The 14,018-nt window shown below is 69.5% G+C and carries 8 protein-coding genes; 5 read left to right on the top strand and 3 right to left on the bottom strand.

Annotated elements, in window-relative coordinates:
- The first annotated feature begins 197 nt into the window (after window positions 1-197).
- From LFM09_RS08810 to LFM09_RS08800, 3 genes are read left to right on the top strand one after another with little or no spacing between them, the layout of a single operon-like run.
- On the top strand, window positions 198-1,793 hold the full coding sequence (locus tag LFM09_RS08810) for an ABC-F family ATP-binding cassette domain-containing protein (RefSeq protein WP_414095819.1): 1,596 nt from the start codon (window positions 198-200) through the stop codon (window positions 1,791-1,793).
- Window positions 1,786-3,375, top strand: coding sequence for an ABC-F family ATP-binding cassette domain-containing protein (locus LFM09_RS08805; RefSeq protein ID WP_414095818.1), 1,590 nt, complete (start codon window positions 1,786-1,788; stop codon window positions 3,373-3,375). The genes LFM09_RS08810 and LFM09_RS08805 overlap by 8 nt, the downstream gene beginning before the upstream one ends.
- Before the next feature lie 2 nt (window positions 3,376-3,377).
- Window positions 3,378-6,836 (top strand): HEAT repeat domain-containing protein, encoded by a 3,459-nt coding sequence (locus LFM09_RS08800; RefSeq protein WP_414095817.1) that lies wholly within the window; start codon window positions 3,378-3,380, stop codon window positions 6,834-6,836.
- Here LFM09_RS08800 and LFM09_RS08795 read toward each other — a convergent pair.
- A complete protein-coding gene (locus LFM09_RS08795) occupies window positions 6,833-7,987 on the bottom strand; it encodes a phage tail sheath family protein (RefSeq protein WP_414095816.1) in 1,155 nt (384 codons plus the stop codon). The two genes, LFM09_RS08800 and LFM09_RS08795, sit on opposite strands and share 4 nt — an antisense overlap.
- 158 nt (window positions 7,988-8,145) lie before the next feature.
- Here LFM09_RS08795 and LFM09_RS08790 point away from each other — a divergent pair, with 158 nt between their 5' ends.
- Both LFM09_RS08790 and LFM09_RS08785 read left to right on the top strand, forming a co-directional pair.
- Window positions 8,146-9,462 (top strand): cytochrome P450, encoded by a 1,317-nt coding sequence (locus tag LFM09_RS08790; RefSeq protein ID WP_414095815.1) that lies wholly within the window; start codon window positions 8,146-8,148, stop codon window positions 9,460-9,462.
- 135 nt (window positions 9,463-9,597) lie between these two features.
- Window positions 9,598-10,524, top strand: coding sequence for a hypothetical protein (locus LFM09_RS08785; RefSeq protein ID WP_414095814.1), 927 nt, complete (start codon window positions 9,598-9,600; stop codon window positions 10,522-10,524).
- A 46-nt stretch (window positions 10,525-10,570) separates the two neighbouring features.
- Here LFM09_RS08785 and LFM09_RS08780 read toward each other — a convergent pair whose 3' ends face one another.
- Together LFM09_RS08780 and LFM09_RS08775 are read right to left on the bottom strand one after the other, a co-directional pair.
- The gene (locus tag LFM09_RS08780; RefSeq protein ID WP_414095813.1) at window positions 10,571-13,090 is read right to left on the bottom strand and encodes an FtsX-like permease family protein; all 2,520 of its coding nucleotides are present in this window, start codon (window positions 13,088-13,090) and stop codon (window positions 10,571-10,573) included.
- Window positions 13,091-13,093: 3 nt separating this feature from the next.
- A complete protein-coding gene (locus LFM09_RS08775; RefSeq protein ID WP_414095812.1) occupies window positions 13,094-13,819 on the bottom strand; it encodes an ABC transporter ATP-binding protein in 726 nt (241 codons plus the stop codon).
- Window positions 13,820-14,018: the final 199 nt, after the last annotated feature.

The following is a 14,018-nucleotide window of genomic DNA, read 5'->3' as shown; positions in this document are numbered from 1 at the left end:
GTCCAGCAACCCGGTGGCGCAAGCTGCTACCGTGGACGGCGGAGATCATCGACTGAGGAGTTCGACGTGCTGGTGGGTGAAGACGACATCTCCGGGTGAGCCCGTGAGGTGAGAGGCCATCGATCGCGATGGCCGTTCCGTCGTCCCCTTTTCCACTCGCGCGACCGTTTCGCGCGCAGCACCTCTTGAGGCTTCACATGTCCATCGTCGTGTCCAATTTGTCCTTCGCCTGGCCGGACAGCACCCCCGTTTTCGACGGTCTGTCCGTCACGTTCCCCGAGGGCCGCACCGGGCTCGTCGCCCCGAACGGTGCCGGCAAGTCGACCCTGCTCAAGCTCGTGGCGGGCGCGCTGAAGCCCGCCGAGGGCAGCGTGTCGGTCGACGGCGTGCTCGGCTACCTGCCGCAGGACCTGCCGCTCACCGCCGACCTGACCGTGGCCGAGGTGCTCGGCGTTGCGACCGTGCTGCGCGCGATCGCGGCCGTCGAGTCCGGTGACGTCGACGAGGAGCACTTCACCGTCATCGGCTCCGACTGGGACGTAGAGGAACGCACCCGCGCCCAGCTCGACCGGCTCGGCCTCGATCTGGCGTTCGACCGGCTGCTCGGCACGTTGAGCGGCGGTCAGATCGTCTCGCTCGGGCTCGCTGCCCAGTTGCTCAGGCAACCCGATGTGCTGCTGCTCGACGAGCCGACCAACAACCTGGACCTGGACGCGCGGCACCGCCTCTACTCCGTGCTGGACGACTGGCGCGGCTGCCTGCTCGTGGTGAGCCACGACCGGGCGTTGCTCGACAGGATGGACCGGATCGCGGAGCTCGACGGCGACATTCGCTTCTACGGCGGCAACTTCAGCGCGTACGAGGAAGCCGTCGCGGCCGAGCGCGAGGTCGCCGAGAAGAACATCCGCAGCGCCGAGCAGGAGGTCAAGCGCGAGAAGCGGGAGATGCAGCAGGCCCGCGAACGCGCCGCTCGCCGTGCTTCGAACGCGCAGAAGAACCTGTCGAACGCCGGTCTGCCGCGGATCTTCGCCGGCAACATGAAACGCGACGCACAGGTGTCAGCGGCCAAGGCCGACGGCACGCACGCGGCTCGTCTCGGCGCCGCCAAGACCCGTCTAGACCAGGCCGAACGCGCGTTGAAGGACGAGCAGAAGATCAGCCTGGAGCTGCCGCAGACCGCGGTCCCGTCCGGCCGCACCCTGTTCGAGGGCACGGACATCCGGGTACGCGACCTGTTCGCCGATCTGGATCTCACGATCCGCGGGCCGGAGCGCATCGCTCTGGCCGCTCCGAACGGCGCCGGCAAGTCGACGCTGTTGCGCGTGATCCACGGTTCGCTGACGCCGGACAGCGGCTCGGTGCGCAGTGCGGACGGCCGGGTCGCGTACCTGTCCCAGCGGCTCGACCTGCTCGACGACGCCCGCACGGTGGCCGAGAACCTCGCTGCGGCCGCCCCCGCGATGCCACCCGCGGACCGGATGAACCTGTTGGCGCGCTTTCTGTTCCGCGGTCCGCGAGCACACCTGCCCGTTGGTGTGCTGTCCGGCGGCGAACGCCTGCGCGCCACCCTGGCGTGCATCCTGTTCGCCGAGCCCGCGCCGCAACTGCTGTTGCTCGACGAGCCCACGAACAACCTCGACCTGATCAGCGCCGGCCAGCTGGAGAGCGCGTTGAACGCGTACCAGGGCGCGTTCGTCGTCGTCAGCCACGACGAGCGGTTCCTGAGCGAGGTGAAGATCGACCGCTGGCTGCGCCTCGACGGCGGCAAGCTGCTGGAGGTCTCCCGTGGCTGAAGCCGCTCTGGTCGCCCACGACCTGGTGCGTGTCTTCGGAGGCCGCCGCGTGCTCGACGGGGTGTCGCTGGTCGCGGCACCCGGTCGGCGGATCGGGTTGATCGGCGAGAACGGCGCGGGCAAGTCGACGTTGCTGCGGCTGCTCGCGGGCGTCGACCAGCCCGACGGCGGTTCTGTCGAGCGGCCTTCCGATCTCGGGTTCCTGCACCAGGAGATGCCGTTCCCGTCGTCGGCTTCCGTGGCGGACGTCGTCGACTCTGCTCTGGTTGAGGCTCGCGCGGATGTGGCTGAGCTGGAACGGCTCGGCGGGATCATGGGCGACGATCCGGATCTCCTTGCAGCGTATGCGGAACGGCTCGAACTCGCGCAGCAGCACGAGGCGTGGGACGCGGACCGCCGCGCATCGATCGTCCTCAGCGGACTCGGGCTCGGCGACGTCTCCTGGTCTCGGCCGCTCGGGTCGTTGTCGGGTGGTCAGCGTCGCCGGTTGGACCTGGCGGCGCTGCTGGTTCGCCGGCCTTTGGCGTTGTTGCTGGACGAGCCGACGAACCACCTGGACGACGACGCGGCCGCGTTCCTGGAGGAACAGCTGCGCGGGCTGCCGGGGACCGTGGTGCTGGCCAGCCACGACCGGGCGTTCCTCGACGCGGTGTGCACGGACCTGATCGACCTGGACCCGGCCGTCGAGGGGCCCGTCCGGTTCGGCGGCAACTACAGCTCCTATCTGCAGCAGAAGCGGGCTGATCGGGCGCGGTGGGAACAGCGGTACGTCGAGGAACAGGAGGAGTTGGCCGCGCTGCGGTCGTCATTGGGGTTGGTCGCCGGGCGGATCGCGCCGAACCGGACGATGCGCGACAGCGACAAGATGGGCTACGGCGTGCGGGCGAACCGCGTGCAGAGCCAGATCTCGCGGCGGATCCGCAACACCACGCGCCGCCTCGAAGACCTGGAGCGCCGCAGCGTGCCCGCTCCCCCACGGCCGCTGAGCTTCGCTCGTTCGCTGACCTCGACCGGCTCGGTTCTGGTGTCGCTGCGGGATGTTCGCGTGCCTGGCCGGCTCTCCCTTGATTCCTTGGACCTGGTCGACGGTGATCGGCTGCTGGTCAGCGGGCCCAACGGCTCGGGCAAGTCGACGTTGCTGCTGGTGCTGGCAGGGCAGCTGGCGGCGGCCGGGGTTCAGCGGCATTCAGAGTTGCGGGTCGGGTTGCTCGACCAGGACACCACGTTCGCCAACCCCCGGTTGACCCCGCTCGGCACCTACGGCCGCGCGCTCGGGGCTTCGCGGGTAGCGGAGGTGCCGTTGGAGTCGTTGGGGCTGCTGCACAAGTGGGACCTGCGCAAGCCGGTCGGCGCGTTGTCGGTGGGCCAACGGCGGCGGCTCGCTCTGGCGTTGCTCGTGGCCTCGCCGCCGGACCTGCTGCTGCTCGACGAGCCCACCAACCACCTGTCGCCGTTGCTGTGCGACGAGCTGGAGTCCGCGCTGGGGCCGGGACCGGGCGCGATCGTGCTCGCGAGCCACGACCGCTGGCTCCGGGCGCGTTGGCAGGGCGAGGAGATCCGTCTTCAGCCGTACCATTCGTGATCGTGCGCCAGCTCCGGGTGTTCCTCTCCTCGCCGGGTGACGTGACCGGCGAGCGAACCGTCGCGCGCACGGTCATCGACCAGCTGCAGTACGACCCGTTCGTGCGCGGCCGGATCTTCCTCGACGTCGTGGCCTGGGACCAGCCCGGCGGCGCACCGCTGTCGGCCACCGAAACGCCCCAGGCCTCGATCAACCGCGGCATGCCCCGCCCCAGCGAGTGCGACGTCGTGATCGTCATCCTGTGGTCGCGCATGGGCACACCGCTGCCGTTCCCCGCTTATGCCACTTCGGATGGTCAGCCCTACCTGTCCGGTACCGACTGGGAGTTCCAGGACGCCGTGCGTGGTGGCCCTGTGGTGCTGGTGTACCGGTGCTCGGCTCCGGTGCTGCTCGACCCGGACGCTCCCGACTTCGACGCGCGGCTCGCGCAGAAACGGGCGGTGGACACGTTCTTCGCCCGGATGAGCGATCCGGAGACCGGCGCTCTTCTGCGCGGCTACAAGCAGTACGCGGCGCCGGAGGACTTCCGGGCCACGCTGGAGCAGGACCTCCGCGCGGTGGTGCACCAGCACGTGGCGGGCGTTCCTCGTCGTAGTGACGGCCTGCCGCCGGCGTGGACGGGCTCGCCGTTCCCCGGCCTGCGGGCCTTCACCACTCGTGATGCGCCGATCTACTTCGGCCGCGGCCGAGAGGCCGATCAGCTCGTGGCGCGGGTGACCGCGAGCAGCTTCGTGGCCGTGGTGGGTGCGAGCGGTTCCGGCAAGTCTTCGCTGGTGGGAGCCGGTCTGCTGCCACGTCTGGAGCGCAGCGGGTGGACACTGCCCCGCTATGACGGCCCTCGCTGGTCCGGGCTCCGGTTCACCCCCGGCGAGGCGGGCGACAACCCGTTCGACGCAACGGCACGACGGCTGGGACCGAGCGCGGACGCCTTGTCCCTGGCTCGGGATCCGAACCAGGTGGTCGACCTGTTGCCACCTGGTGTGTCGCTGATCTTCGTCGACCAGTTCGAGGAGCTGTTCACGCTCGTCGATCCGGCCTACGTGGACCCGTGGATCGCGCTGTTGGAGGCTGCGGCCGGGTCCGGCCGCTGCCACGTCGTGGTGACGTTGCGCGCGGACTTCTACCACCGCTGCCTGGAGATCCCGCGGCTCGCGCGGCTGCTGGAGACCGGCCAGCTTCCTCTGAGCGCCCCGACTGAGGGCCTGTTCGACATGATCACGCGACCGGCCGAGCGCGCCGACCTGACGTTCGAGGAGGGGCTGCCCGGCCGGATCCTGCACGACACCGGCTCCGACCCGGATGCCTTGCCGCTGCTCGCCTACACGTTGGACGAGCTGTACCGCGCCCGTGCCGGCGGCGTCCTGGACCATGCCACCTACGAACGGCTGGGTGGCGTGCAGGGCGCGATCGGCACGCGCGCTGAGCACGTGTTCGTCAACCTCCTCGACTCCGCCGCCCGGTCCGCGTTCGGCCAGGTGTTCCGCGATCTCGTGCGGGTCGACGAGGACGGCCTCGCCGCACGCCGCCGCGCCCTGCTGAGCCAGGTCGCTTCTTCTGATGCCGCCGGCCGGTTCGTCGAGGTGCTGACGCAGGCCCGGCTGCTGGTGCAGAACCGGGACGAGCACAACCGGCCGGTTGTTTACGTCGCTCATGAGGCGTTGTTCGGGAGCTGGGAACGGCTGGCCGACTGGATCCAGGCGACCCGTGACGACCTGCTGCTGGAGCACAAGGTCACCGCGGCTGCGGCCGAGTGGGACCGCAACGGCCGCGACGACGTCTTCCGGTGGCCGCACGAACGCATGGAACCCGTCTACGCGATGCTCGAGCGCCGCGGCACCACCCTGGACCCGCTCACCACAGCGTTTGTCGAGCCTGAACACCTGCGTCTGCTGCCGCGGCTCCTCTCGCCTCAGCCGCGGTTGCGGGACAGCGCCGTGGACCGTCTGGTCCTGATCGGCCCGCCTGCGATCCCGGGTCTGCTCGAACTCCTCAACCGCCCGACGCCTCCAGGCATCGACGACGATCTCCTCCTGATCTTGGAGGCCGCCGCGACCGCTCTTGGCAGGATCGGCGCGGCCGCGATGCCAGGTCTGTTCGACACACTCCGCCACTCTGATCCAGAGGTCCGGCTGGCCGCACTGGCCGGACTGCGCGTGATGGACGACTCCGGCATCGCGCTGGGCGTCGGGTCGGTGCTGCGCGATCCGGATGTCAGGGTCCGGTCAGCCGCCGTGGGAATGCTGAAGAGAGTCGGCACGGTCATGGCGATGGCGATGCTCGGCTCCGTCGTGGAGGACGGACCGGAAGACCTCCGTTGGGAAGCGGTCGGCGCACTCGGCGCGTACGGCCCCAGCGCTGTGTCGACGCTGCTCGAACTGGACGGGGAACCCGCCCGGCGCGCCCTGCTCGCCATCGGCGACCGCGGTCTCCCCGAACTGCTCAAAGGCCTGCGCGACGACAGCGCGCAGGTACGGCACAACGCGGCCATGACCCTCGTGGCGCTCGGTGAGGCGGCGCTCCCCGGCGTGATCACCGCGCTCGGCGACGACAGTCCGGACGTGCGCTGGCTGGCGTGCGAGATCCTCTCCGCGATCGGCGACGATTCCGCCACTCCGCACCTGCTGGGCCTCATGCACGACGCGGATCCCGCGATTCGCAGCGCCGCGGCGCATGCGCTCGGAAGCGAGGTCCGGCTGACCGAGGCGCTGACCGACGGCGATCACGACGTGCGGTGGGCGGCCGCGGACGCGCTCGCGGAGAGCGACGAGGACGTTGCCGCGGAGTACCTGCTCGACGTGGCGTCGCTGGCCGGTCCCGCTCGCGCGCTCGCCCTCGGGGTGTGGATCCGGTGCGCACCCGCTGATCTGCGGGGTGTGGGGCCGATCGAGGACGAGTGGGTCTGGCACCGCGTGGCCGACGCCGCAGCGGTCAGAGGACAGACCGCTCTTCCCGAGCTGGTCGCGTGGCTGGCCAACCCGCTCATGCCGGAACACGAACGTCTGGCGACCGCACGAGCGCTGGCCGCGATCGGGTCCGCGGCCGTTCCGGTCCTGCTCGGCTGGGCCAGGTTCGGAGAGGCTTTCGTGACTGCTGATGCGATCCGTGCCGTCGGCTGGATCGCACGTCACGACCCAGCACGGGCGAACCCGCTGGGCGATCCCGGCGCCTTGCGAGCGTTGCCCGACCTCGGCGAGCTGCTCAACGACCACGCGTACCGGCGCGACGCCGCCGACGCGCTGGCGGACTTCGGCGAAGACGCGCTTCCCGTGGTGTGGCAGGCGATGACCTCGCCGGACCCCGCCGTGCGTGAAGCGGCGACGGGCATGGCGGTCAAGATCGGCGGGAAGGCGGTGCCCGGACTGCTGAAACTGCTGGACCACGACGTCGCGGCGATGCCGGCGGAAGTGGCGTTGCGGACCATCGCGACACCGGCGGCGTTGTTCGGCCTGGCTGATCGCTAGTCGCAGAAGTAAGCGAGCCGGAACTGGTTGGTGTAGTCGTGCTCCAGCCGCACCGCGCACTCGACGTGCACGACCCTCGGGTCGTCGAAGGGGCCTGCGTTGTAGTTGATCGAGAAGGCGTCTTCCGGCGTGTCGCCCCACAGCGCACCGCTGCGCCAGAGCAGGTTGAGGAAGTCGCGGATGTCGGCGGCGATCCTGGGGCGCAGGGTGCGGTCGTCGGGGCGTTCGAAGATCGCCCAGTTCGTGCCCTTGCGGATGCTGCGGAAGATGAAGTTGAAGGTGCGGCGGCGGCTGATGTAGCGCCAGTCCGGGTCGGTGCTCAGCGTGCGGCCTCCCCAAATCATCGTGCCGCGGCCCGGCGACTCGACGAGCGCGTTGATGCCGATCGGGTTCAGCAGGTCCTGCTCATGGCGGTTGAGGAGGGTCTCGACTCGGATCGATTCCTTGATCTGCTGGTTGGCCGGGGTGTGGTGGAAGCCGCGCAGCAGGTCCGTTCTGGCGTAGACGCCGGCGATGTGCCCGCACGGCGGAACCAGCCGATTGTCCGCGGTGAGCCAGTCGTAGACCTTGATCCACGGGTAGTAGAGGACAGCCTGCGCCGAGTCGTACCCGGCCGCGTGGATCCGCCAGTTCCTGATTTCATGGGCGTCGAGACCAGGAGGACAGTCCAGGATCGCCATCCGGTCGCCGTGCCGGTGGCAGTGGTCGATCAGCTTGCGCTGGACGTCTTCGGTCTCCTCGGCGTCGGTGCCCGGCATCATGAGGTCGGGCGCGCACACCAGTGAGATGTCTTCCACGGTGTCGAGCTGAGCGATCGCCAGGTCGTAGTCCGGTGCGGTGCGGACGACGACGCAGGACTGGCCGCCGTTGGCGAAGAACCCGTAGACCGCGAGCGCCAGCGCGCCGCCCTCGATGCCGTTGCCGAAGGTGACGCCGAAGTCGGACCAGCTGTGCAGCCACACCGGCTCGTCGAACGGCCCTCTGTCGGCCAGGCCGATGAACGCTGTGTGGGTGTGCTCGGCGGTCCAGCGGCGTGGCGGGCGGTCGTTGTCCGTCTCCTCGGCCTCGGGCGGGAGCTGCAGCAGCGGCTTCGGGCCCTTGGCGTACCCCACCTCCTCCAGATAGATCCCGGGGGTCAGGTAGGTCGGCACGGGAGCATCGTACGAGGCGCTGAGCGGGTCTGGACCAAAGTATGACGGCGCGTTAGGCCTGGGTATGACGACGTGCGGGCCGCGGCGTCGTTATTGTCCCGTTCACGGTGGTGACCACGAGCCATCGACACCCTTGCCGCCGAAGGGGAGCGCGAGCCATGAGGGATGTTCTGCAGTCAGCGACGGACGTCCGGTCGCGCGTGACCGGATGGATGGGGCGGCGGTTCCTCGCGCACCTCAGCAAGACCGGGTTCGACCTGGGGTCCTCGTGGTTCGTGCCGTCGAAGGTGCTGGCGCCGCTGCGGCGCAACGGGCTCGACCCCGTGCCCGAGCTGGCGCGGATGCACGCGAACGGGCCGGTCACGCGGTTGCCGTTGCCGGTGACGGTGTGGCTGGTCACCGGGTACGAGGCGTCCAAGCAGGTGCTGGTGGACAGCGAGTCGTTCAGCAACGACTTCGGGCACCTCAAGGAGCTCGGGTTGTTCGCGGACGAGGCGCCTGGTGGGCTGGGGTTCAGCGACCCGCCGGAGCACACGCGGTTGCGCAAGGTGCTGACGCCGGAGTTCACCATGCGGCGGCTGTCTCGGCTCGTGCCGCGCATCGAGGCCATCGTGGCTGATCAGCTCGATCTGATGTCCATGAAGGACGGGCCGGTCGACCTGGTCGAGGACTTCGCGATGCCCGTGCCGGCGCTCACGATCTGCGAGCTGCTGGGCGTGCCGGCGAGTGAGCGCGAGGAGTTCCAGCGGCGCAGTGTGGCGCGGTTCGACCTGGGCGGGGCGGCGACGGCGTCGTTGTCCGCGGTGTCGGAGTCGGTCGTGTACTTCCGCGAGCTGGTGCGCACGCTGCGTGCGGCTCCCAACGACGGTCTGCTGGGCGAGCTCATCCGCAAGCACGGCGACGAGCTGGACGACGACGAACTGGCCGGGCTGGCCGACGGGCTGCTGACCGGCGGGTTCGAGACGACGGCGAGCATGATCTCGCTCGGCACGCTAGCGATGCTGCGCTCCCCCGACCTGTTCGCCCAGGTGCGCGACGACGACGAGGCCATCGGCGGGGTGGTCGACGAGCTGCTGCGCCACCAGACCGTCGTTCAGGTGGCGTTCCTCCGCATCGCGCGCAAGGACGTGGACGTCGCCGGGACGAAGATCCGCGCGGGTGACATCGTGGCGTGCTCGTTGTCGCAGGCGAACCGCGATCCGAGCGTCTACTCCTCGCCGGACGACATCTGCCCGGAGCGGGCGGCGGGCCAGCACCTCGCGTTCGGGTACGGCGCGCACCGGTGCATCGGCGCCGAGCTAGCCAAGATGGAGCTGCGGATCGCGTACCCGGCACTCGTGCGCCGCTTCCCGGAGATGCTGCTCGCGGCCGACCCGGCTGCGCTCTCGTTCCGCAAGCTCTCCATCGTCTACGGGCTGCACAAGCTGCCGGTCCACCTCGGCAACCACACCAGTCCGATCCAGCTGGATCTTTAACGGAGTCGGGTGGGGGATGGCCTGATACACCCAACTTTCGACCGTTGGGGTTGAGGGATCATCCCTCATGCCTTCGCCTGTCGAACAGAAGAGTCTTTACCTACCAACGCAATCAGCGAACGGAAGGTAAGGACCATGATCCGCAAGGCCATCATCGCCGCCGCCACCCTCTCGACCCTCGCGCTCCCGGCCGTCGCGGTCGCCGACCCGATCATCGGGCAGCCGACGCCGTGCGCGAAGGTCACCGACCTGGTGGGCCCCGACTTCTTCGTGAAGCAGTGCGGGGTCAGCGACGTCGACCAGCACCGTGCGGGTCTGGAGAACAACGGCAGCGCGTACTGCGGTCCGACCTCCCTCTACAACGTGCTGCACTACTGGGCACATGAGAAGAACGCACCGGTCGGCTGGCTGACCACGAAGGTGAAGAACCTCGACCCGATGGACCAGGCCGACTACAACGTGATCACCAACTCCATCGGCCGGATCGGTGACGACGCCAAGTACGACGGTGGCACCAACCTCTACAACCTGCGCGCCGCCTGGAACATCGCGGCCCAGCCGGCCCGCGACGCCGGATGGGCGGCGGTCACCGGGGGTGTGAGCACCCACGGTGCCGAGGACTTCGGCGGTGACCTGGCCCGCAAGCTGGCCCGCGGCCCGGTGCAGATGGTCTACGGCCGTTACTCGGCCGGTCCGAAGACCGGCAGCCTGCAGCGCGGTGGCGGCCACATCGTCACGCTGGTGCAGGTCGACGGTTCCTTCAACGGCGACACGTTGCAGGTGCGCTACATGGACCCCGGTCGCGCCGCGGACCACGGCGTGGGCGACTACCTGAAGAACCAGTCCGACTACGCGACGATCAACGCGACTCTGACGAAGAAGACCGTTCTCGAGTGGGTCCCGACGAAGAACAACCCGGACAACGACCTGGGCGACATCGCCATTCCCGGCACGTTCCGCACCGTGACCAGGTGGCAGCTCACCACGCCGGGCTCGACCGCGCCCACCACGCAGCTGGTGGAGGGCTACAACTGGTTCGAGATGGCACCGCCGGTCGGCTGACCGCACGCATCAGGGCCACCCCTTCGCGGGGGTGGCCCTTTCGCGTTCACTCACGGATGCCGATGGTGTCGATCGGCTTGGCGCGCAACGACAACCGCGTGGACACCGCGATCGACACCACGCCGAGCACTGCGGCTCCCGCGAGCACGCCCAGGTACACCCAGATCCCTCCGGCGGGCAGCGGGACGCCGGTGAACCCGATCGCCAGCAGCGTCAACGGCAGTGCGGCCACCAACGTGCCCAACGTCGCCGCGAGTCCGACCGTCACCAGTGCCTCGGTCCGCATCATCCTGATCACCTGCCGGCGCCCGGTGCCGACGAGCCGCAGCAGGGCGAACTCCCGCCGCCGTGCCGCCGTCGACATCACCAGCGTGTTGGACACCGAGATGGCGACGTACCCGAGGATCACGCCCACGGCGACCAGGTTCAGCAGGAACTGGGTCCGTTCCTCACCCCGGTCCTGCGCGGCGACGGTCTCGGTGACCTGGAGGCCCGGATAGCGGCTGACCACGTCTTTCAGCGCGGTCACGTTCGCATCCTTCACCAGCACCGCGCTGTCCATCCCGGCCCTGGTGTGTTCGCGGGCGTCGGCCGCCGACAGCACGTGGTCGCCGAACGCCAGCTCGTGCTGGTAGGTCGCGATCACCTTCAGCTTCGCCGGCCGGCCGTCGGCGTACCAGAACTCGACGGTGTCCCCGACCTTCTTGTTGTTCCACCAGGCGTACACGTCGCTCAACGCCACCGTGCCCGTCGTGAGGTCGTCGAGGCTGCCCGTGACGACGTCGAGGTCGACCGTGTTCCGCGCCGACGCGTCGAGCCCGTTGGCCGGCCCGCGGTTCACCTCGACGCTGTCGCCCGACTTCCTGGCCGTGATCACCTGCGTGCGCACCAACGACGTGGCGCTCGCTCCGGGGATCCCGCGGACCGCTTCCGCGACTTCCGAAGGCACACCGGCCACCCCGGTGATCACGTGGTCCGCGGTGATCGACTCGGTCGTCTCCTGCTGCACGGCGGCGGTGAACGTCGTCTGGCTGTAGTAGTTCACGACGGCGAACCCGATGGCCAGCATCAACGGCGTCACCGCGGCGGCCAGTCGCCGCGAGTTCTTGACGACGTTCGCCGCCGCCAGATACCCGCTGACCCCTCGCAGCGCCGGCGCGATCACGCGGACTGCTTTGCCCACGACCCTCGGGCCGACCAGCGTCAGGCCGATGATCAGCACCAGCGTCGCCATCACGGACATCGCCGCACCGAGCTGCCCGCGCAGGAACAACGGGACCGTCGTCGCCACCGTGCCGATCGCCAGCAGAATCCCGCCGATGACCAGGCGGACGCGGCCGACGTCCTTGCGCTGCACCGCCGCCTCCCCCAGCGCCTCGACCGGGTTGATCGACGACGGGCGCCGCGACGCGCTCCAGGCGGCCAGCCGCGCCGCGCCGATGCCGATCAGCAGGGCCGCGACCAGCGGAATCGGGCTGATCTTCAGGGCGAAGTCGTGCGGGACCACACCGATCGCGGCGAACGCGCTGCGGAGCCCTTGGCTGACCAGGATGCCCAGCACGCTGCCGATCACGCCGGCGATCACGGACACCACCGTCGTCTCAACACCGATCAGCTTGCGGATCTGACGTGGGGTCGCACCGACGGCTCGCAGCAACGCGAACTCGCGGCGCCGTTGCTCGACGGTCAACGCCAGGGTGCTGGCCACGACGAAGATCGCGACCAGGACCGCGTAGCCGCCGAACGACCCCGCGATGAGCGCCAGGATCGCCTTGGTCTGGCTGACGTCGTCGAACTCGGCGGCGCTGCGGTCTGCGCCGGACGAGACGGTGACGTGGTCGGAGGCGAGGACGTCTTCGAGGCGGGAGGTGATGTCACCCGTGGTCAGCACCCCGATCGCGGTGAGCTGGTCCGGGCGGCCGGAGAGGTCGGCGGCCTTGGCAGCGCTGAAGAAGAGCGACGCCTGCCGAGAACCTCGGTTCTCCGCGTCACCCCGCGCTGATCCCGAAGCCTCCGCGACACCGACAACGCGGTAGCTCACCGGCACCGAGCGGGCCATCACCCGCACCTCGCCACCCACTCCGACGCCGGCCTGCCCCGCCAGCCCCGAGTCGAGCACCACCTCGTCATCCGCCACCGGAGCCCGCCCCTGCGTCAACTCGAACGGTGCCAACACCGCCGACTCCCAGTTGTGGCCGAACGAGGGCTTGTCCGCCAGCACCTGACCATCGGGCCCGACCACCACCGCCGGGAACGTCTGCTCCGGCACCGCGGCCTTCACCCCCGGCACCGCGGCGATCTTGGCCACCAGAGCGGTGGGAATGGCCGGCTGCTCGGCGGCGTGCTCGAACGCCAGCACGTCGCCACCTGGCGGGCGCACCGTTCGATCGCCGGTGACGACCACGTCAGCGGCCGCATAGCGCTGGGTCGGCACGCCGCCGCGAAACCCGGACTCCATGAGGATCCCGCAGGCCGCGACAAGCGCGGTACCGCACAGGATGGCGACGAAAGCGCCGATGAACCCGCTGGTACGGGCTTTGACGGTCTGCCAGGCGAGAGTCAGCACGGCTTACCACTCCCCCAGGTGCGTCATGCGCTCGGCGACCTTCTCGGGCGTCGGCGAGACCAGTTCCCCGGCCAGCCGCCCATCCGCCAGGAACAACACGCTGTGCGCGGCGGAAGCAGCGACCGGATCGTGCGTCACCATCAGCACGGTCTGTCCCATGTCGTCCACAATGGACCGCAACAGCGACAACACCTGCTGCGCCGTACGAGAATCCAGAGCACCGGTCGGCTCATCTGCCAGCACCACCTCCGGCCGGGCGACCAGCGCGCGAGCGATCGCCACCCGTTGCTGCTGACCACCGGACAACTCCGCCGGGTGGTGATCGAGCCGAGAGTCCAGCCCGACCCGCGAGACGACCGACTGCAGCCACGAACGATCGGCCGACCGGCCCGCCAGCAGGAGCGGCAGGGTGATGTTCTGCCGCACGGTCAGCGACGGCAGCAGGTTGTAGGCCTGGAACACGAACCCGATCCGGTCCCGGCGCACCTTGGTCAGCGCGGCCTCCCGCAGCGAACCCAGGTCGGTGTCGCCGAGCAGCACGCGGCCGGACGTCGGGCGGTCCATGCCCGACGCGCAGTGCAGGAACGTGCTCTTGCCCGAGCCGGACGGTCCCATCACGGCGGTGAAGGTGCCTGGCCGGATGCCGACGGTCACCGAGTCCAACGCCGTCACCGCGCCACCGCCGTTGCCATACACCTTGCGCACCGCTTGCAGCGAAAGCGCGTTCATCACGTTCTCCTTGGTCCGCAACAACTTCCGACCAAGAAAGTAGGTTCGTGGACCCCCGCTGAACGATCACGCAGGCTGCCCGGACGAAGGTGGAGCCTGCTCTACCCCCGAACGGAGTTCGTCGCGCAGGACAGATCGGGACCCCGAGATTCGTCGGCCACGACGAGGTGGCGACCAGCCCGCCGAACCTAGCGTTGGC

Source organism: Lentzea alba (genome assembly GCF_047445655.1).
In the GTDB taxonomy this organism is placed as follows: Bacteria; Actinomycetota; Actinomycetes; order Mycobacteriales; family Pseudonocardiaceae; genus Lentzea; species Lentzea alba_A.
The sequence above is the reverse complement of the archived record's forward strand: the minus strand, read 5'-3'. Positions and strand labels throughout refer to the sequence as shown.

Coding starts and splice junctions, on each gene's coding strand:
- LFM09_RS08810 (WP_414095819.1), top strand. CDS start 198: ATGTCCATCGTCGTGTCCAATTTGTCCTTCGCCTGGCCGGACAGCACC.
- LFM09_RS08790 (WP_414095815.1), top strand. CDS start 8,146: ATGAGGGATGTTCTGCAGTCAGCGACGGACGTCCGGTCGCGCGTGACC.
- LFM09_RS08785 (WP_414095814.1), top strand. CDS start 9,598: ATGATCCGCAAGGCCATCATCGCCGCCGCCACCCTCTCGACCCTCGCG.
- LFM09_RS08775 (WP_414095812.1), bottom strand. CDS start 13,819: ATGAACGCGCTTTCGCTGCAAGCGGTGCGCAAGGTGTATGGCAACGGC.